The 19,156-nt window shown below is 55.3% G+C and carries 16 protein-coding genes; 14 read left to right on the forward strand and 2 right to left on the reverse strand.

Annotation, left to right across the window (positions count from 1 at the left end; translation table 11 throughout):
- From mraY to lpxC, 10 genes are all read left to right on the forward strand, one after another.
- Positions 1-1,083: a phospho-N-acetylmuramoyl-pentapeptide-transferase gene (gene mraY / locus YERSI8AC_RS09455; protein WP_022523905.1), complete on the forward strand. Its 1,083-nt coding sequence runs from the start codon at positions 1-3 to the stop codon at positions 1,081-1,083.
- Positions 1,084-1,155: 72 nt separating this feature from the next.
- Positions 1,156-2,544: a UDP-N-acetylmuramoyl-L-alanine--D-glutamate ligase gene (murD, locus tag YERSI8AC_RS09460; RefSeq protein WP_022523904.1), complete on the forward strand. Its 1,389-nt coding sequence runs from the start codon at positions 1,156-1,158 to the stop codon at positions 2,542-2,544.
- Positions 2,541-3,722, forward strand: a complete 1,182-nt coding sequence (gene ftsW / locus YERSI8AC_RS09465; protein ID WP_022523903.1) for a putative lipid II flippase FtsW — start codon at positions 2,541-2,543, stop codon at positions 3,720-3,722. The genes murD and ftsW overlap by 4 nt, the downstream gene beginning before the upstream one ends.
- A 33-nt stretch (positions 3,723-3,755) precedes the next feature.
- Positions 3,756-4,853, forward strand: coding sequence for an undecaprenyldiphospho-muramoylpentapeptide beta-N-acetylglucosaminyltransferase (murG, locus tag YERSI8AC_RS09470; RefSeq protein WP_138800078.1), 1,098 nt, complete (start codon positions 3,756-3,758; stop codon positions 4,851-4,853).
- Between the two features lie 17 nt (positions 4,854-4,870).
- On the forward strand, positions 4,871-6,316 hold the full coding sequence (gene murC, locus YERSI8AC_RS09475) for a UDP-N-acetylmuramate--L-alanine ligase (protein ID WP_159177922.1): 1,446 nt from the start codon (positions 4,871-4,873) through the stop codon (positions 6,314-6,316).
- Entirely contained in the window at positions 6,313-7,254 is a 942-nt protein-coding gene (locus YERSI8AC_RS09480; protein ID WP_159176642.1) for a D-alanine--D-alanine ligase, read from the forward strand. Before murC ends, YERSI8AC_RS09480 begins: the two co-directional genes overlap by 4 nt.
- 40 nt (positions 7,255-7,294) lie before the next feature.
- Positions 7,295-8,008 (forward strand): cell division protein FtsQ/DivIB, encoded by a 714-nt coding sequence (locus YERSI8AC_RS09485; protein WP_009286395.1) that lies wholly within the window; start codon positions 7,295-7,297, stop codon positions 8,006-8,008.
- Between the two features lie 313 nt (positions 8,009-8,321).
- Positions 8,322-9,611, forward strand: a complete 1,290-nt coding sequence (gene ftsA / locus YERSI8AC_RS09490; RefSeq protein WP_022523899.1) for a cell division protein FtsA — start codon at positions 8,322-8,324, stop codon at positions 9,609-9,611.
- A gap of 34 nt (positions 9,612-9,645) precedes the next feature.
- Positions 9,646-10,821, forward strand: coding sequence for a cell division protein FtsZ (ftsZ, locus tag YERSI8AC_RS09495; RefSeq protein WP_022523898.1), 1,176 nt, complete (start codon positions 9,646-9,648; stop codon positions 10,819-10,821).
- Between the two features lie 134 nt (positions 10,822-10,955).
- Positions 10,956-11,867, forward strand: coding sequence for a UDP-3-O-acyl-N-acetylglucosamine deacetylase (gene lpxC, locus YERSI8AC_RS09500; protein WP_159176643.1), 912 nt, complete (start codon positions 10,956-10,958; stop codon positions 11,865-11,867).
- A gap of 136 nt (positions 11,868-12,003) precedes the next feature.
- Here lpxC and YERSI8AC_RS09505 read toward each other — a convergent pair whose 3' ends face one another.
- Complete coding sequence (locus YERSI8AC_RS09505; RefSeq protein ID WP_009286397.1) at positions 12,004-12,465, reverse strand: DUF721 domain-containing protein; 462 nt, start codon at positions 12,463-12,465, stop codon at positions 12,004-12,006.
- A gap of 110 nt (positions 12,466-12,575) precedes the next feature.
- Here YERSI8AC_RS09505 and YERSI8AC_RS09510 point away from each other — a divergent pair, with 110 nt between their 5' ends.
- From YERSI8AC_RS09510 to YERSI8AC_RS09525, 4 genes are all read left to right on the forward strand, one after another.
- Positions 12,576-12,926: a hypothetical protein gene (locus tag YERSI8AC_RS09510; protein WP_022523897.1), complete on the forward strand. Its 351-nt coding sequence runs from the start codon at positions 12,576-12,578 to the stop codon at positions 12,924-12,926.
- Between the two features lie 101 nt (positions 12,927-13,027).
- Positions 13,028-15,760: a preprotein translocase subunit SecA gene (gene secA, locus YERSI8AC_RS09515; RefSeq protein WP_159176644.1), complete on the forward strand. Its 2,733-nt coding sequence runs from the start codon at positions 13,028-13,030 to the stop codon at positions 15,758-15,760.
- Positions 15,761-15,827: 67 nt separating this feature from the next.
- Positions 15,828-17,057: a bifunctional glutamate N-acetyltransferase/amino-acid acetyltransferase ArgJ gene (gene argJ, locus YERSI8AC_RS09520; protein ID WP_027959100.1), complete on the forward strand. Its 1,230-nt coding sequence runs from the start codon at positions 15,828-15,830 to the stop codon at positions 17,055-17,057.
- A 121-nt stretch (positions 17,058-17,178) separates the two neighbouring features.
- Positions 17,179-18,135 carry a Nudix family hydrolase gene (locus tag YERSI8AC_RS09525; protein WP_138800082.1) on the forward strand — a complete coding sequence of 319 codons (957 nt, stop codon included), beginning with the start codon at positions 17,179-17,181 and terminating at the stop codon, positions 18,133-18,135.
- Positions 18,136-18,249: 114 nt separating this feature from the next.
- Here the strand turns inward: YERSI8AC_RS09525 and YERSI8AC_RS09530 are convergent, their stop codons facing one another.
- A complete protein-coding gene (locus tag YERSI8AC_RS09530) occupies positions 18,250-19,152 on the reverse strand; it encodes a carbon-nitrogen hydrolase (RefSeq protein ID WP_159176645.1) in 903 nt (300 codons plus the stop codon).
- Between the last annotated feature and the right edge of the window lie 4 nt (positions 19,153-19,156).

Here is a 19,156-nt window from a genome sequence, read left to right on the forward strand (position 1 = left end):
ATGTTACTTCACTTGGCGAATTTTCTGTCGCAGTACCAATCTGATTTTCAGGTAGTCAATTATTTAACCCTGCGCGTGATTTTAGGCGCTCTCACCTCATTAATGCTCTGCTTATGGCTGGGGCCATGGATGATCCGCAAACTGGTCGAGGGGCAAATCGGTCAATCCGTGCGTGACGATGGCCCTCAGTCCCATCTTTCCAAGGCGGGTACCCCGACCATGGGTGGGGCGATGATTCTGTTGGCCATTGCCATGAGTACCTTGCTATGGGGTGACCTAACCAATCTTTATATTTGGGTGGTGTTAGGCGTCACTCTAGGTTTTGGTGCCATCGGCTGGGTCGATGATTACCGCAAAGTAGTGGAGAAAAATCCGCGTGGCTTACCCGCCCGCTGGAAGTATTTCTGGCAGTCGGTGGTGGGGATTGGGGCGGCAGTGCTGCTCTATTTGACTGCCTCAACGCCGGTCGAAACCAGCTTGTTAGTGCCAATGTTCAAAGAGGTCGCACTGCCGCTGGGCCTATTCTATATCGTGCTCACCTACCTAGTGATTGTGGGCAGTTCCAATGCGGTTAATTTGACCGATGGTCTGGATGGCTTGGCAATTATGCCTACGGTACTGGTGGCCATGGGCTTGTCAGTGTTTGCTTATGCCAGCGGCAATACGGTGTTTGCCGAGTATTTACATATTCCGTTTATTGCCGGTACCGGTGAGCTGGCGGTTTTTTGTGCCACCATTGCCGGTGCCGGGCTTGGCTTTTTATGGTTCAACACTTACCCCGCCCAGGTCTTTATGGGCGACGTAGGTGCCTTGGCGTTAGGGGCTGCGTTGGGCGTGGTGGCAGTGATCGTGCGTCAGGAGATCGTGCTGTTTATTATGGGCGGTATTTTTGTCATGGAGACGGTGTCGGTCATTCTTCAGGTGGGGTCCTATAAGCTTACCGGGCGGCGCATCTTTCGCATGGCGCCACTGCATCACCACTATGAATTGAAAGGTTGGCCTGAGCCGCGGGTAATCGTGCGTTTTTGGATCATTACCGTGGTGCTGGTGCTGCTCGGCCTCGCAACGCTCAAGGTTCGTTAATGAAAGTTCGTTGATGCAAATGGCCAAGAGTGGATCGACGGGTCGAGAGCATGAGGCGAGAGGAAGCCGGTGATGGTTCGAGTTGCTAAAGGATTAACGCTAGTGGTGGGGCTGGGGCTGTCGGGTCGAGCGATATGCCGCCATTTAAGCCGCTTGAAAGTGCCCTACATGGTAGCGGATACACGTGCCGAACCTCCGGGGTTGGATGACTTTAAAGCCGCTCATCCGGATGTTGAAGTTCACTGTGGCCCGTTAACGTCGCTGGATCTGCGTGATGTTGAAGAGGTAGTGGTTAGCCCTGGTCTTGATCCGAGAATGCCGGGTTTGATAGAGCTGGCGGATCAACTAAACCCGCACACAGGTGAACCGATGGTGGTGGGCGAGATAGCCCTCTTTGTACGCGCCGCTAACGCCCCCATCGCCGCTATTACCGGATCCAATGCCAAGTCAACAGTCACTTCGCTGCTGGGAGAAATGGCCGCTGCTGCCGGTGTTAATGCGGCGGTAGGGGGAAATCTTGGTACCCCCGCGCTGGATCTGTTGGCCAGCCATCCCGATGCCGCGCTCTATATCTTAGAACTTTCAAGCTTTCAGCTTGAAATGACGCCCCACCTGAATGCCAGTTGTGCTGCCTTTCTGAACTTATCCGAAGACCACCTGGATCGCCATGGGGATATGCACGGCTATCGTACCGCCAAACAGCGTATTTTTATGGGTGCCAAGCACGCCGTGGTGAATGCCGATGATCCTAACACGTGGCCTGAATATCCCGTTGACCAAGTGACTTACTTTACGCAAGCAGCCTCAAAGGGGAGCGAGTGGGGGCTGGCGCTTCACCACGAGAAGCTGACGTTAATGCAGGGCTTCACCCCTTGGTTGGCTATTGATGAGTTAAAAATGGCCGGCCAGCACAACTATCTCAATGCTTTGGCGGCACTGGCCATGGGGCAGGTGCTGGGCTTTGCGGCTGAGCCCATGTGCAGCGCGCTGCGGGAATTTAAAGGCTTGGTACACCGCAGCGAAGTGATTGCAGAAATTAACGGCGTCACCTGGGTTAACGACACCAAAGGCACCAATGTTGGGGCCACGCTGGCGGCGATTAACGGCATTGGCGCAACGCTGGAAGGCCGTTTGATTTTACTCGCGGGCGGGATTGGCAAAGGCGCAGATTTTACCCCGTTGGCCAAACCCTTAACAGCCTGCGCGCGTCACGTGCTGTTGTTTGGCAGAGACGCTCCGCTACTGGCCGAGGCGCTGCATGGGCACGTAACGACCCAGCAAGTTGACGATTTAACCCAGGCCATGCAGGCAGCGTTTGAACTCGCCCAGCCGGGTGACTGTGTGCTGCTCTCACCCGCCTGTGCAAGCCTGGATCAATTTGCCAATTACCCAGCGCGCGGCGAGGCGTTTCGTCGCTGGGTGCTGGATAAAGCATCGACTACAGCCGAGGAAGCGCCATGAGTCGAATTCAGCGTCTGCGCGCGGTGCTTACCACTCGGGATCTACCCTGCGACGTGTGGCTCATTGTAGCGGCGGTGGCCTTGGCGGGGTTGGGTTGGGTCATGGTCAGCTCGGCGTCGATTGGCTTGCTGGAAGATACCTATCACTACTCACGTCAGCACGGCGTTTTCCTGGTGCTTGCCATCATCGCCTGCGTATTTATGCTCTGTGTGCCGCTTGAAGTGTGGCGCCAAAACGCAGCGCTAATTCTGCTCGCCACTATTTTTCTATTGGTTTTGGTGCTGATTGTTGGTCAGGAGATCAATGGTAGTAAGCGCTGGATAGCGTTGCCGGGGCCCTTGCCGAGTTTGCAGGTCTCTGAATTTGCCAAAGTCGGGCTGATTTTCTATATGGCGGCGTTTATGTCGCGTTTTACCTACGATTTGCGTCGTCGAGCGTTCAGCATGTGGCGCCCTCTGGCCGTGCTGGCCGTACCGGTTGGGCTGCTATTTTTAGCACCTGATTTCGGCGGGATGGTGGTCTTTACCGTCTGCGTGATTGGCATGCTGATGATGTGCGGTGCCTCGCTGGTGCTGCTGGTTGGCAGCGGGCTGCTGCTCGGCTCCGGGGCGGTTGTAATGGTGTTGATCGAGCCCTACCGGCTGGCCCGGTGGACCAGTTTTTTAGACCCCTGGGCCGATCAGTTTGCGACCGGCTACCAGTTAACTCAAGCGTTAATCGCCTTCGGACGGGGGCACGTCACCGGTACTGGCTTGGGTAACAGTGTGCAAAAACTGCATTACCTGCCCGAAGCGCATACCGACTTTATCTTTGCCGTCATCGCTGAAGAGTTGGGCATGATCGGCGCGATTATCGTCGTGCTGTTGTTCACGCTGTTTATTGCCCGCGCTATGTGGATAGGGCGCAAAGCTGAGCTGGCAGGGCACCTATTTGGCGCTTATGTAAGCTACGGCATCGGCTTTGTCGTAGCCGCTCAGGCGTTTATTAACATGGCGGTAAGTTCCGGGCTGTTGCCGACTAAAGGGCTAACGCTGCCGCTGATGAGCTATGGCGGCTCTAGCCTGCTAGTAACAGGCGTAATGGTTGGACTACTGCTACGCACGGATGCTGAAACACGTCATCGCCCCCGACGCGCGTCCACCCCCTATAAATCGCGCCATGAACCGCGTTTATCGTAACGCTATGTCGCTTGGTGCTATCAGGAGTTTGATGTGACGACTAACGTTAGCCGACGAGTACTGATTATGGCGGGGGGCACCGGCGGCCACGTGTTCCCAGCCTTGTCACTCGCCAACGCTTTGCAGGCGCAGCAGGTCGACGTTGAGTGGTTGGGCAGTCCTAGAGGGATTGAAAACCGCCTGGTGCCCGAAGCGGGCATTACATTACATACCATTGCGGTTAGCGGGCTGCGCGGCAATGGCTTGACGGGCTGGCTAAAAGCACCGCTAAACCTTAGCCGTGCGGTACTGCAGGCGCGTGCGGTTATTCGCGACTTCAAGCCTCATGTGGTGGTCGGCTTGGGTGGCTTTGCCAGTGGTCCTGGCGGGTTAGCTGCTTGGCTGACGCGCGTTCCTTTAGTGATCCATGAGCAGAATGCCGTGGCAGGCCTGACCAATCGCGTGCTGTCGCGACTCGCCAAGCGTACCTATGCCGCTTTCCCCGAGGCCTTTGGGGCGCGTGCCGATGTCATTGGCAATCCAGTGCGTGACGATATCGCCGCCTTAGGGAACACCCCAAGAGATGCGGAGAGCCTCTCTGCAAGGCCTCTGCGGTTGCTGGTGGTGGGAGGCTCGCTCGGTGCCGTCGCCCTTAACGAGCGCTTGGCCCCCGCGCTGGCAGCTCTGCCCATTGAGCGGCGACCTCAGGTGCGCCATCAGGCGGGTAAAAACCGTGAAAAGGCCACTGCTGAAAATTATCAGCAGCACGGCGTGAGCGCCGAGGTTAGCCCCTTTATTGACGATATGGCCGCTGCCTACGAGTGGGCCGACTTAGTGGTGTGTCGCTCAGGCGCCCTGACTGTCGCGGAGTTGGCAGCTGCGGCCAAGCCAGCGCTGCTAGTGCCGTTTCCTTTTGCCGTTGATGACCATCAGCGGATCAATGCCCAGGTACTCGTCAAGGCGGGAGCGGCAAAGTGCGTGGTTCAGTCTGAGCTCACCGTTGAGCGGTTAAGTGAATTTTTAAATCAATTGCTCGTCCCAAATACCCTGGCTGCGATGGCGGCGAATGCACGTCAGGCTGCCCATTTAGACGCCACGAAGCGCTTGGCTGAAGGGTGTTTGGCGATGGTGCCGTTAGGAGACTCTGCGTGATCGATTCAGACAAAACCATGACACCCTCACGTTCTGCCGCTGGCCCCGGCATGCGCCGAATTCGGCGACTCCATTTTGTCGGCATTGGTGGCGCAGGGATGTGCGGTATTGCCGAGGTGTTAGCGAATCAAGGCTACACCGTGAGCGGTAGTGATGCGAAAGCCTCTTCGGTCGTGGAGCGGCTGCGGCAATGCGGTGTTGTTGTCGCGATCGGGCATGCCGAGGCCAATGTCGAGGGCGCTGATGTGGTGGTGGTGTCGAGCGCCATTGATGAAACCAATCCAGAAATACGCTGGGCCCATGAGAACCGTGTGCCGGTGGTGCGCCGGGCTGAAATGCTCGCTGAACTAATGCGTTTTCGTCACGGTATTGCCGTGGCGGGCACCCATGGTAAAACCACCACGACCAGCTTGACGGCAACACTGCTGGCTGAAGGGGGGCTCGATCCCACCTTTGTGATTGGTGGCAAGCTGACCAGTGCCGGCGCCAATGCCCGTTTAGGTGAGGGCGACTATTTAGTTGCTGAAGCCGATGAGTCCGACGCCTCCTTTTTGCACCTACAGCCGATGGTATCGATTGTCACCAATATCGATGCTGACCATATGGCGACCTATGGCGGCGACTTTGAGCGGCTCAAGAGTACCTTTATCGAATTCCTACACAACTTGCCGTTTTATGGCTTGGCTGTGCTGTGTATCGATGACCCCCATGTGCGCATGCTTTGTGAGCAGGTGAAGCGGCAGTTCGTGACCTATGGGTTTGATAGCGATGCCGATTACCGGATTGTTGATTTTGCCCAGCGTGGCGGGGAAGTGTCGTTCACTGCGCTACGCCCTGGCGGCGCTGCGCCGTTAAATGTCCGTTTGGCTATGCCGGGGCGCCACAATGCTCTAAACGCCATGGCGGCAATTGTGGTAGCCACCGATGCCGGTGTGAGCGATAGCGCTATTTTGAGCGGTCTGGCAGGTTTTGCCGGTGTTGGTCGCCGTTTTCAGGTGCATGGCCATTTCCCTGCACCTCAAGGGGGCGGCGATATCATGCTGGTGGATGACTATGGCCACCATCCTCGTGAAGTGGATATGGTCATTCAGGCTATTCGTGCAGGCTGGCCAGATCGTCGCCTAGTCATGCTTTATCAGCCCCATCGCTATAGCCGTACCCGCGATTTATACGAAGATTTTGTCAGGGTGCTTTCTCAAGTCGATACGCTTGTGCTGCTTGATGTTTACAGTGCCGGTGAAGCGGTTATTCCTGGTGCCGAAGGAAAAACCTTGGCGGGCTCCATTCGTCAGCGTGGTGACGTCGACCCGCTATTTGTCGAGCATAAACACGAACTGCCTGCGCTGTTAACCAACGTATTGCGCCCAGGCGATATTTTAATAACCCAGGGTGCCGGTGATGTGGGTGGGATCTCCCTGCGCCTGGCCCAGGCACAGCTAGCGATGAACGAGGTGGATCTGTGAGTGTTGACGTAGCAACTCCCCAGTCTCTTGAAAAAGTCGTTGTCGTTTACGGTGGCACCTCTGCTGAACGCGAGGTGTCGCTGAAAAGCGGGTCGGCGGTGCTTGCGGCGCTGCAGCGTAAAGGTGTCAACGCCTGCGGCTATGATCCCCGCGACAACGGCCTAGTGGGCTTGGAACAACTGGCTCCTTCGCTTGTCTTTGTGGCTCTGCATGGCCGCGGCGGGGAAGACGGCACCCTACAGGGCGCGCTAGAACTGCTCGACATTCCTTATACCGGCAGCGGGGTGCTTGCTTCGGCCCTGGGGATGGATAAGCAGCGCACCAAGCAGGTATGGAGCGCAGTTGGGCTACCCACTCCGGAAAGTATTATGTTGGAGGCAACGGCGGAGTGGTCCGCCGTGGTCGAGCAACTTGGCTTGCCGTTGATTGTGAAGCCTGTGCATGAGGGGTCGACGCTGGGTATTAGCATTGTAAAAAGCCAGGCAGCGCTTGAAGCGGCTTATCACGAGGCGGCCCAGTTCGACGCCCGCGTGATGGCAGAGCGTTTTGTGGTGGGTGAAGAGTATACCGTTGCGCTGCTAGGTGATCAGGTGCTGCCGGCGATTCGTGTTGAAGTACCGGGTGGTTTCTACGACTACGAGGCCAAATATATCGCTAATACCACCCAGTATCACTTGCCCTGCGGTTTGTCGGCGCAACATGAGGCTGAGCTTGCATTGCTTTGCCAGCAGGCGTTTGCCGCTATCGGTGGAGTCGGCTGGGGCCGGGTTGATGTCATGCGTGATAGTGAAGGGCGTTTTTGGCTGTTGGAAGTCAATACGGTGCCAGGTATGACCGATCATAGTTTGGTACCTCAAGCGGCGGCTCATGCGGGCATTAGCTTTGATGATCTAGTGTTACGAATACTCAATACCGCAGGCGAGCAGTTCACAGCATGAGTAATGACCTGTTTAAAAGCGCCTTCTTAAAAAGTGCCTTATGAAAAAGCGTAACGCTTGGTTGGGAATTCTCCTGCTGGCGCTACTTATGGGAGCTGGCGGGCGGGCGCTTTGGCTGTGGCTGGATCGTCCGATTGAACGTGTGTCTATTCGCGGTGAATGGGAGTACGTCAGCGCTGACTACCTGCGTACTCAGTTGGCGCCCCTGGTGGTTGATGCCACCTGGTTATCAGCTGATTTGGGTGAATTACGCGACCGTGCACTGCAAGTGGGTTGGTTAAACGAAGTGCGCATTTCCCGTGAGTGGCCGAATGCACTGGTGTTTGAGCTAGTTGAACAGCAGCCTGTCGCACGCTGGAATGATGACTTCTTGCTTAACCCTGAAGGTGAGCCTTTCGCTTTTGCGCCATTATCACCACCTGCAGGTTTACCCGATCTCGCTGGCCCTGCTGGAAGCAGTGAAGAAGTGCTGGATTATTACCACCGGTTAAAACTTCACTTTGAACAGTTATCGTTGAATCTTACTCAACTTCGTTTAGAGCCGCGCGGTGCCTGGCGGCTACAATTAAACGATGGCGCTTGGGTGATGTTAGGTCGGCGTCAGCATGAAGTGCGCTTAGCACGATTGTCGGCTTCATGGCAGCGTGAGTTGTCGTCTCTTGGCGATCAGATTCGTTATATTGACCTGCGCTACCCTAACGGTGTTGCTGTTGCTTGGCATGGAGAAAGTGAATTTACGGTGCAAGATGAGTAGCTCTTCTATTACTTGATGCAAATAAGGTGTAAAAGTGAGTGGTTGCCATCGTTGAAAAAGCCAGTAATCGGCTTTAAATTGCTACCCAAGCCTATTATTGTGGATTTGTACTAGTCGTATTGCGACTATTGTTTCTATACTATGGGCCAGAAGCGGGTTAAATAGTTTTTAATTTTGACTATTGGTACTTAGCGATTGTCTGAAAAGCAGCACTGATTATTTTGGGTAGCACGCTTTCAATGTTAAGCGTTAGATTAAGCGCCACCCTATTTATATTTATTTTTAACAATGACGCAAGGAGATTTCCCGACTCATGGCAGGCTCACCCAACGCATCCAATATGGTGGTCGGGCTGGACATTGGAACGTCCAAGGTCGTCGCGATAGTCGGTCAACCTACCGACGACGGCGGAATTGAAATTGCAGGTATTGGTTCGCATCCTTCGCGTGGCATGAAGCGTGGCGTAGTGATCAATATTGAATCGACTGTGCAGTCTATCCAGCGCGCCGTTGAAGAAGCGGAATTAATGGCCGGTTGTGATATTCACTCGGTATACGTTGGCGTGGCAGGCAGCCATATCAGTTCAATGAACTCGGATGGCGTTGTCGCTATTAAAGAGCGTGAGGTAACGCCCTCCGATATTGAACGTGTGATTGACTCCGCGCGGGCGCGTGCCATCTCTGAAGGCCAGCGAGTGCTGCATGTGCTGCCCCAAGAGTTCTCGATTGATGCCCAGGGGGGCATTCGTGAACCGCTTGGCATGTCCGGTGTGCGCTTGGAAGCACAGGTGCACTTAGTGACAGCCGCATTAAACGCGGTGCAGAATATTGAGAAGTGTGTGCGCCGTTGCGGTCTTGAAGTTGATGCTATTATCTTAGAGCAGCTCGCCTCTAGTATGGCCGTGCTGACTGAAGATGAGCGTGAACTGGGCGTCTGTATGGTCGACATTGGTGGTGGAACCACCGATATGGCTATTTTCAGCGAAGGCGCCATACGCCATACGGCGGTGATTCCTATCGCCGGGGATCAAGTCACTAACGATATCGCCATGGCGTTGCGAACACCCACGCAGCACGCTGAAGAGATCAAAGTTAAATACGCTTGCGCGCTAACCCATTTAGCCGCCAGCGATGAAATGATTAAAGTACCTAGCGTAGGTGATCGTCCAGCGCGTGATCTATCGCGCCAAGCGCTTGCTGAAGTGGTAGAACCACGCTACGAAGAGCTATTTACGCTAGTGAGAGACGAATTGCGCCGTAGTGGCTATGAAGACATGGTGGCTGCTGGGATAGTGCTTACCGGCGGTACCTCGCGCATGGAAGGGGTTAGCGAATTGGCAGAAGAGATTTTCCATATGCCCGTTCGTATCGCATGTCCGCAGAATGTAAGAGGTTTGGCGGACGTCGTTTGTAATCCCATTTATGCGACGGGCGTTGGTCTGCTGCATTATGCCTTGCAGGAAACGCGTCATGGGCAAGGTCTAAGAAGCCACGGGGGAGTGGTTGCAGCCCATAAGGGCCGTAACGAGCTTGCCCGGCGTGATATCAAGGAAGACCATTCGGCGCTGGCAAGAATTAAAGGCTGGTTCAAAGGAAATTTCTGACAGGGCCGCAAGCGCGGTTCAGGAGACGGGGCTTATGTTCGAATTGGTAGATAACGCACCCTCGAGCAGTGCGGTCATCAAAGTGGTTGGCGTTGGCGGCGGTGGCGGCAATGCTGTTAACCACATGGTCGAAAGCAATATTGAAGGCGTTGAGTTTATCTGCGCCAACACGGACGCCCAGGCGCTGAAACGCTGTGCAGCAAAGACGGTGTTGCAATTGGGTAGCGAAATCACTAAAGGATTAGGCGCAGGTGCCAATCCCGACGTGGGCCGCCAAGCCGCAATGGAAGACCGCGAACGCATTGCGGAATTGCTGGTCGGTGCCGATATGGTCTTCATCACTGCCGGTATGGGCGGTGGTACGGGCACAGGGGGTGCGCCGGTGGTTGCCCAGGTCGCCAAGGAACTGGGGATTCTCACCGTTGCGGTAGTGACGCGCCCCTTCCCCTTTGAAGGGCCAAAGCGTATGCGCGCTGCTGAAGAGGGCATGAAAGAGCTCTCTGAGCATGTGGATTCGCTGATCACTATTCCTAACGAAAAATTGCTTTCTGTGCTGGGCAAGAGTGCCACGCTACTGACGGCCTTTAGTGCGGCGAACGATGTGCTGCTGGGGGCTGTTCAAGGTATCGCAGAACTGATCACTAGCCCGGGCATCATCAACGTCGATTTTGCTGACGTGCGCACCGTTATGTCTGAAATGGGCATGGCGATGATGGGTACCGGTGGTGCCACGGGTGAAAATCGTGCTCGCGAAGCCGCCGAGAAAGCGATCCGCAGCCCGCTGCTGGAAGATATCGACCTTCACGGCGCACGCGGTATCTTGGTCAACATTACTGCAGGCCCCGATTTGTCGATCGGCGAGTTCAACGATGTAGGCGCTACCGTCCAGGAGTTTGCGTCTCCAGATGCCACCATTGTCGTCGGCACCTCCATTGATATGGAAATGTCCGACGAGCTGCGTGTCACTGTTGTTGCCGCCGGCTTGGACGGGCAAAAGCCTAAGGCGGCCGCGCGCGAGCCTGCCCGTCGGTCAGCTGCAGAGTCCTCGGATTACCGCAAGTTGCAACAGCCAACGGTAATGCGTCAGCAGGCAACAGCACGCGCTGAAGCACCCGAAGCGGCCGCAAAACCGCGTCCTGAAAAGCGTCGCGCTTCCGAAGCCGATGACTATCTGGACATCCCCGCGTTTCTACGCCGCCAGGCGGATTGATTCTCGCTATCAGGCTCATTGCAACAGCGAGCGAGCGTTTTATTGGCTAAAACGCTCGTTTGCTGTTAAAGTGAACACTGTTTGATAACTTTTCCCCTGCGGTTATTACCGTCATTAGAGCTCGGCTACTATCCATGATCAGACAACGCACCCTACAAAACGTCATTCGCGCCACCGGAGTGGGCCTGCATTCTGGCAAAAAAGTCCACTTAGTTCTGCGTCCGGCGCCGGCCAATACTGGGATTGTGTTTGTTAGAACCGATCTGGATCCCGTTGCGCACGTTCCCGCACGGGCAGAATTGGTTGAAGATACCAAGCTATGTACTGCTCTTGTGTTTAACGGGGTCAAGGTAGCTACCGTTGAGCACCTGATGTCGGCCTTTGCTGGGTTGGGTATCGATAACGCCTATGTGGATGTTAGTGAACCTGAAGTGCCTATTATGGACGGCAGTGCGAGTCCATTTGTGTTTTTAATCCAATCAGCGGGAATTTTAGAGCAGGATGCTGCGAAGAAATTCATTCGTATCAAGCACCGTGTAGCGGTGACCGATGGCGATAAAGAAGCGGTGTTCTTACCCCATCAAGGGTTCAAAGTCTCCTTTGCAATCGACTTTGATCATCCTGTTTTTGAGCAGCAGAAACAGACCGCGTTGATCGATTTCTCGACCACGTCCTTCGTTAAAGAAGTTTCCCGTGCACGTACTTTCGGGTTTATGCGCGACTTAGAGTTCTTACGCTCTAACAATCTGGCGCTAGGCGGAAGTCTAGACAACGCCATTGTGGTGGATGATTACCGCATCGTTAATGAAGGCGGCCTGCGCTACGAAGATGAGTTTGTTAAGCACAAAGTATTGGATGCTATCGGTGACTTGTACCAGCTGGGTTATAGCCTGATCGGCGAGTTCCGTGGGGTGAAATCTGGCCACGCACTCAATAATCAGCTCTGTCGCGAATTGATGGCGCAGCCCGATGCCTATGAAATTGTCACCTTTGAAGAGGAAAAGGCGGTTGCGCCGATCTCTTATGCCGCACCTGCAATGGCGTGATGTAGCTAGGCTTCGCTTTTTATATTAGCGCTTTTTTACTTTTTGATTCATAAAGCATCGCTTAGGCGGTGCTTTATGCTTTTAAGAGTGTGGCGATAAGGCACTAAGCCTGATGGGAAGAGAAATGGTGTGAGCGTTACTTGGCTGGCCGAGCATGAGATGCAAGCCGTTCCAAGGCACGTTTTAGCGCTGGATTGGTAGTATCTTCAGCGCACTCGGAAAGGGTTTTGCCCGCGTCGGCCGACAGACTACGCGTGTTACGCTTTGGTGCCACAATAGGGCGTACAGGGCGTACCTTAAAGGTAAAGCCGCTGACTCCTTCAAAGCCAGGCAGTTGATGGAGCAGTTCCAATAAGCGCCGCTGTTCGAAGCGTAACCACGTCAGCCAGCTTGCCTGACCGCTAATCAGGGTTAAACGACCTTCGCTAAAGCCACCCACAAAAATATGTTCGCGCATCTCTTCGGGCAAGTGGGCGCGCAAGTGTCGCTGGGCCTGATCGATGAGACGAGATAGGCGCATTAACTGATTAATATCACCCGACTTGGAGAGCAGACGGGCGATGGGCTGTGCGCGAGAACGCTTAACCTTTATACTCATACGCTTAATTCCTAGGGTGCTGCTGTTTAGGCACCGCTACTAATGACGTCGGCCACCTTCGCCGATGGCTGATTAGTAAACTCTACCACGCTCAGGAGCCGGTCTACAGCATGTCACCTACGCTTGATGTTCAATCAGCTTTGCCGCGGCGCCATCGCCGTTACGGTTTAGCGCGTTGGTGGCTGGCCGGTCTGTTGGTGAGTTGTCTTTTACCCGCCAGTTTAGGCCCTGCAGATGCATTCCGCGGCGGTGAGCGTAGCGTCACGATCTGTTTCTGGGTGCCCGCGATTTTACGCGCCCAGTCCCACTGGGTGGCCAGGCGTCGGCGCGCGCTGCAACGTTTTGCTCAAAGCCCCCAGCGCTTTGCGCCTGTTCGGCGTCTATGTCTCTGGCTAGCCCCGATGGCTATGCTGGTCGCCGCCCGGGATGTCTTGACCCAGCGCGGCCCGCCTTCCCGCTAAGTCTGTCGATAATACATCTACTTTGTGCATGCTCTAGAGATAAACAGCATGCATTGAAAGGGCAATGTCCGCTGGGACGCTCGTGAATACTTGGATATTTCATGCTTAATAATTTATTACGAAAAGTCGTGGGCTCTAAAAACGACCGCGATGTCAAACGCATGCACAAGAAGGTGCCGCAGGTTAACGCATTAGAAGCAGAGCTTGAGGCGATTAGCGATGCTGAACTGCAAGGTAAAACCGCCGAGCTGCGCCAGCGCTTAGAAGCCGGTGAGTCGCTTGATTCGCTGTTAGCGCCCGCCTTTGCGATCGTGCGAGAAGCCAGTAAGCGCGTTATGGGCATGCGTCACTTCGATGTGCAGATGGTAGGCGGCATGACCCTGCACCGTGGCCGCATCGCTGAAATGAAAACCGGTGAGGGTAAAACGCTGGTGGCGACGCTGGCGGTGTACCTGAATGCATTGCCGGGTAAAGGGGTGCACGTGGTCACGGTGAACGACTACTTGGCTCGCCGTGATGCTGAGTGGATGCGTCCGCTGTATGAATTTCTGGGCCTTACCATTGGCGTCATTTTCTCCGGCCAGACAGGCGAAGAGAAGCGTCATGCGTACCAGTGTGATATTACCTATGGCACCAACAACGAGTTCGGCTTCGATTATCTACGCGATAACATGGCGTTCTCGTTAGAAGATAAAGTTCAGCGTGGCCTGCACTATGCGATTGTCGATGAGGTTGACTCGATTCTTATCGATGAAGCGCGTACGCCGCTGATTATTTCCGGTGCGGTCGATGAGAATACCGACCTCTATAAAGTCGTCAATCAACTTGCCCAGCAGCTTGAAAAAGGCGAAGAGATTGAAGATGAGGAAGCCACGGTTGTTGGTGACTTCTTGGTCGACGAGAAGCAGAAGCAAGTAGAGTTAACCGAGCAAGGGCATAATAAAGTTGAAGAGCTGATGCGCGCTGAAGGTTTATTGGGCGATGACGAGTCGCTGTATGCCGCGCAAAACCTTAACTTGCTTCAGCATATGCACTCGGCGCTGCGCGCCCGCCATCTCTATAACCGTGATGTCGACTACATCATCTCTGAAGGTCAGGTGGTGATCGTCGACGAGCACACCGGCCGCTCTATGCCCGGGCGCCGCTGGTCGGAAGGGTTGCACCAAGCCGTCGAGGCCAAAGAGGGCGTCACGGTGCAGCGCGAAAGCCAAACGCTAGCCTCAACGACGTTCCAGAACTACTTCCGTCTGTATGAAAAACTCGCCGGGATGACCGGTACGGCGGATACTGAAGCCTTTGAGTTTCGGCAAATTTACGGCCTCGACGTGGTGGTGATTCCCACCAATCGGCCACTGGCCCGTAAAGACCTCAACGATCTGGTTTATTTGAGCGCTGAAGAGAAGTACGAAGCGATCATCAAAGATGTCAAAACCGAGACCGAAGCCGGGCGTCCAGTGCTGGTGGGTACGGCTTCTATTGAGACATCCGAGTACCTTGCCAAGCTGATGCGCGAGGCGGGCCTTACGTTCAATGTGCTTAACGCCAAGCAGCACCAGAGTGAAGCGGAGATCATTGCTCAGGCAGGCCGCCCAGGGGCGATTACGATCGCCACTAACATGGCCGGTCGTGGCACCGATATCGTTCTAGGCGGTAACTGGGAGGCCGAAGTCGCCAAGCTGCAAAACCCTAGCCAAGAACAGGTTGAGGCGTTAAAAGTCGAGTGGCAAGCGCGCCACGATGGTGTGCTCGCCGCTGGCGGCCTGCATGTGGTGGGCTCTGAACGCCACGAGTCCCGGCGTATCGATAACCAGCTGCGTGGCCGTGCCGGACGCCAGGGTGACCCCGGCTCAACGCGCTTCTTCTTGTCGCTTGAAGATAGTCTGATGCGCCTGTTCGGCTCTGACCGCGTCAAACGCTTGATGCAGGCATTGGGGCTTGAGCATGGCGAAGCCATTGAGCATAAAATGGTCTCTAACGCCGTTGAGCGTGCCCAGAAGAAAGTCGAAGGGCGTAACTTCGATATTCGTAAGCAGCTACTTGAGTACGACGACGTTGCCAACGATCAGCGCCGGGTGATCTACGACCAGCGCAATGAGATTCTGGCCGCGGACGATGTGGCTGATGCCGTTATTGGTATCCGCGAAGAGGTGATGGAGACGGCCATCAGCGACTACGTGCCGCCCCAAAGCCTGCCCGAGCAGTGGGATCTGCCCGGCTTGGAAGCGCACTTGAAGACGGAGTTCAACCTTGACGCACCGGTGGTTAAATGGGCCGCCGAAGATGATCGCTTTAGTGAAGAACAGTTGCGTGAACGGCTGCAGACGATGCACCGCGAGGCCTATGCAGCCAAAATCGAGGCGGCTGGCGAGAAGCTGATTCGTCGCTTTGAGAAGCAAGTCATGCTGCAAGTACTGGACACGCGTTGGAAAGAACACCTTCAGTCGATGGATCATTTGCGTCGCGGTATCCACCTACGTGGCTATGCTCAGAAAAACCCCAAGCAAGAGTACAAGCGTGAATCCTTTGAACTCTTCCAGCAGCTGTTAGAGCACATTAAAGCCGATGTGACGCGTATTCTGAGCCACGTACAGGTTCGTCAGCCCGAGGAAGTAGACGCCCTTGAGCAACAGCGCCGCGAAGCGCTGGCGCGGGAAACCGCCACGGCGGCAAGCCGTCATGACACCCCGGCCCAGGAGCAGCCCGAAACTGAGCAGGAAGCGCCTGGTGTTGATGGCCGCCCTGTGCGTCGCGAAGGCCCGAAAGTGGGCCGCAACGACCCCTGTTTTTGTGGCTCGGGTAAAAAGTACAAGCAGTGCTGTGGAAAACTAAGCTAACGGCGCCCGTTTTGAGACCGTTTTTTGAGACGGTCTGTGAAACGGTCTTTGTCTAAAGGAGAAAATCATGGCGGTTGGAAACACTCCCTTTCCAGAGTTGCCACCCCTAAAAGGGGTGCGCCTGGGGGTTGCAATGGCGGGTATCAAAAAGCCGGATCGTCGTGATGTAGTGGTGATTGAACTGCCCGAGACCGTGACGGTGTCTGGGGTCTTTACCCGTAATGCGTTCTGCGCAGCGCCCGTTTTGGTGGCCAAGCAACACCTCGAGCAGTGCCGGGCAGAACACCGTTCGCCACGCTTTTGGCTGATCAACACTGGCAATGCTAACGCAGGTACGGGTGAAGCAGGTTTGCGGGATGCCAGGGCTAGCTGTGCAGAACTGGCTAAACAAGCCGGTGTGTCGTCGCAGGACGTGCTGCCGTTTTCAACCGGCGTAATTGGCGAGCCGCTGCCGATGGAACGTCTGCTAGCGGGATTGGCACCGGCGCTTGAAAGCATGGCCAGCGACAGTGTTGCCTGGGAACACGCAGGCCAAGGTATTTTAACCACCGATACTCGTGCCAAAGGCGCCAGTGTCACGGTTGAAATAGGCAATCAGCAGGTAACGATTAACGGCATCACGAAAGGGTCTGGCATGATCAAGCCCAATATGGCGACCATGCTGGGCTTTGTGGTGACCGATGCAACTATCGAAGCACCGCTGCTGGATCGGCTACTGCGTGAAACCGTCGATCGCTCGTTTAACTGCATCACGGTGGATAGCGATACCTCTACCAATGACGCTTGTATGTTGGCAGCGACCGGCACAGGCCCCCGCATTGCCGATGATGAGCAGATTGCCGTTTTCAGCAACGCCTTGCAGCGGGTAATGACCGAGCTGGCGCAGGCGATTATTCGCGACGCCGAGGGCGCAACCAAATTCGTTACCCTTCAGGTCGACGAAGCGAAAAGTCGTCAAGAGGCGCTCGATGTGGCCTTTACTGTTGCGCACTCACCGCTAGTCAAAACAGCGCTTTACGCTTCAGATGCTAATTGGGGGCGTATTTTGGCCGCGGTAGGACGAGCGCCTGTAAGCGACTTTGATGTCAACCGTGTGGTGATTGATTTAGGCGATGTACGTCTAGTTGAAAATGGCGGGCGTGCTGCAGGCTATACCGAAGCGGCAGGAAGCGCCGTCATGGCCGAGTCAGAAATTACCATTCGCATTAACTTGGGGCGCGGCGAGGAAAGTGCCACGGTATGGACCTCCGACCTCTCCCATGACTATGTGTCTATTAACGCGGATTACCGCAGCTAATCAGTCTCCCCCTGTGTGGGGCGTTGGTTGGCAGGGGTAGTGGGCACACGCAGCGATATAGCACCGATGCCTTTAGCATTGGTGCACGCAGTGGATAAAGACGTAACGAGTATATGAGTCTATGAGCATAAAGGTAAAACGACGGGTTCACGTCGCGGCGGCAGCGATTATCAGCGCCGATCAACAGCAAGTACTGATCGCTCGTCGGCCATCAAACGTAGATCATGGCGGGCTTTGGGAGTTTCCAGGCGGCAAACTGGCCCCTTATGAAACAGGTCTCGAAGGGTTAAAGCGTGAACTGCACGAAGAGCTAGGCGTTGAGATTGTTTGTGCCCAGCCGTTGATTCGCGTCCACCATGAGTACCCCGACAAGCATATCTTGCTCGATGTATGGCAAGTGCATGAGTTTGCTGGCGAGCCCTTTGGTCGTGAAGGGCAGGCGGTGCGCTGGGTGCCCATGAGCGAGCTCTCCAACTACCCCTTCCCGGCGGCTAATTTGCCGATTCTGCGAGCGGTAAGGTTGCCTACCGAGTATTTAATTACCGGGGAAGAGTTGGATGAGGCGCGTTTCGATGCGTTTTTGGAACGCGCGCTGCGTGAAGACAAAATTCGCCTGGTACAACTGCGCGCCAAGCAGTTGGATGAAGCGGCTTATCTGGCTCGTGCCCAGCGTGCCTTGAGCCTGTGTCGTGAGCACGGCGCGCGACTGCTGCTCAATGGTGAGCCGACGCTGCTTGATCACATTGACGCCGATGGCATTCATTTGACCAGCGAGCGTTTGATGCAGCTCGAGCGTCGTCCGATTGCCGAAAGCAAGTGGCTGTCCGCATCAACACACAACCAAACGCAGCTTACCCAGGCGGCGGTGTTAGGCTGCGACTTTGTTAGCTTATCGCCGCTGCGCACCACACCGTCACACCCGGAAGTATTCCCGCTCGGCTGGCATGATTTCCAGCAGTTGGTAGAGCGCGCAGGCATGCCGGTATTCGCACTGGGTGGCATGACGCGCTTTGATGCCAATCATGCCCGTGCCGTGGGCGCTCAAGGAATCGCATCGATCCGCGATTTCTGGAAATAACACGCCAAGCCAGAACGCATAAAAAGAGCGTTATATAATGAAAAACGCCTGCCTCGGTATTTAGCCAAGGCAGGCGTTTTTACGTTTTCATCTTTAAGACTAAGGCCAAGCCTACTAGTCGCGGTAGCGGCGAGTCAGATCCCCATAAGCGTCCACACGACGATCGCGCAGATAGGGCCAGATGCGGCGGGTATTTTCACTGCGCGCCATATCCAGCTGAACGACTAACTGTTCAGTCTCTTCCCCCGCATGGGCCAATAGTTCACCTTGTGGTCCGCAGACGAAGCTGCCGCCCCAGAACTGAATGCCGTCTCCCACCCCAGAATGATCCGCCTCAAAGCCAACCCGGTTGGCGACTAGAACCGGCAAGCCGTTGGCGACACCGTGGGCGCGCTGAATCACTGTCCAGGCATCTTTTTGGCGGCTCTTTTCTTCCCCGTCGTCACTGGGATCCCAGCCGATCGCCGTGGGGTAGAGCAGTAAATCGGCACCGGCTAGCGCCATAAGACGGGCGGCTTCGGGGTACCACTGATCCCAGCAGACCAAGACGCCGAGACGGCCCACGGATGTTTCGATCGGAGTAAAGCCTTCTCCGCGGGTGCTGTCATGATCACCCGGCGTGAAGTAAAACTTCTCATAAAACCCGGGATCATCGGGAATGTGCATCTTACGATACTGACCTACCCGGCCCTTGGCGCGGTCATAGACCACCGCAGTATTGTGGTATAGCCCTGGAGCGCGGCGTTCAAATAGCGACCCAACCAGCACAATATTCAACTCTTTAGCGAGCGCCGCCAGGCGCTGGCCGGTAGGGCCATCCAGCGGTTCCGCTAGATCAAACAGGGCAGGGTCTTCAAATTGGCAGAAGTAGTGGGTGGCGTGCAGTTCTTGTAGCAGTACCAACTGCGCGCCTTGTTTAGCGGCGCTACGGATACCTTCTTCGCTTGCTGACAGGCTTTGGGCTTTGTCCGGCCACGCGGGTTGCTGCACAACAGCGACGGTTAGCGTTGTCGACATGGTG

The organism is Halomonas sp. 113 (genome assembly GCF_904067645.1).
GTDB lineage: Bacteria > Pseudomonadota > Gammaproteobacteria > Pseudomonadales > Halomonadaceae > Vreelandella > Vreelandella titanicae.

Excerpts from the sequence above, each read along its gene's own strand:
- mraY (WP_022523905.1), top strand. The coding sequence starts at position 1 with ATGTTACTTCACTTGGCGAATTTTCTGTCGCAGTACCAATCTGATTTT.
- murD (WP_022523904.1), top strand. The coding sequence starts at position 1,156 with ATGGTTCGAGTTGCTAAAGGATTAACGCTAGTGGTGGGGCTGGGGCTG.
- ftsW (WP_022523903.1), top strand. The coding sequence starts at position 2,541 with ATGAGTCGAATTCAGCGTCTGCGCGCGGTGCTTACCACTCGGGATCTA.
- murC (WP_159177922.1), top strand. The coding sequence starts at position 4,871 with ATGACACCCTCACGTTCTGCCGCTGGCCCCGGCATGCGCCGAATTCGG.
- YERSI8AC_RS09485 (WP_009286395.1), top strand. The coding sequence starts at position 7,295 with ATGAAAAAGCGTAACGCTTGGTTGGGAATTCTCCTGCTGGCGCTACTT.
- ftsA (WP_022523899.1), top strand. The coding sequence starts at position 8,322 with ATGGCAGGCTCACCCAACGCATCCAATATGGTGGTCGGGCTGGACATT.
- ftsZ (WP_022523898.1), top strand. The coding sequence starts at position 9,646 with ATGTTCGAATTGGTAGATAACGCACCCTCGAGCAGTGCGGTCATCAAA.
- lpxC (WP_159176643.1), top strand. The coding sequence starts at position 10,956 with ATGATCAGACAACGCACCCTACAAAACGTCATTCGCGCCACCGGAGTG.
- YERSI8AC_RS09505 (WP_009286397.1), bottom strand. The coding sequence starts at position 12,465 with ATGAGTATAAAGGTTAAGCGTTCTCGCGCACAGCCCATCGCCCGTCTG.
- YERSI8AC_RS09510 (WP_022523897.1), top strand. The coding sequence starts at position 12,576 with ATGTCACCTACGCTTGATGTTCAATCAGCTTTGCCGCGGCGCCATCGC.
- secA (WP_159176644.1), top strand. The coding sequence starts at position 13,028 with ATGCTTAATAATTTATTACGAAAAGTCGTGGGCTCTAAAAACGACCGC.
- argJ (WP_027959100.1), top strand. The coding sequence starts at position 15,828 with ATGGCGGTTGGAAACACTCCCTTTCCAGAGTTGCCACCCCTAAAAGGG.
- YERSI8AC_RS09525 (WP_138800082.1), top strand. The coding sequence starts at position 17,179 with ATGAGCATAAAGGTAAAACGACGGGTTCACGTCGCGGCGGCAGCGATT.
- YERSI8AC_RS09530 (WP_159176645.1), bottom strand. The coding sequence starts at position 19,152 with ATGTCGACAACGCTAACCGTCGCTGTTGTGCAGCAACCCGCGTGGCCG.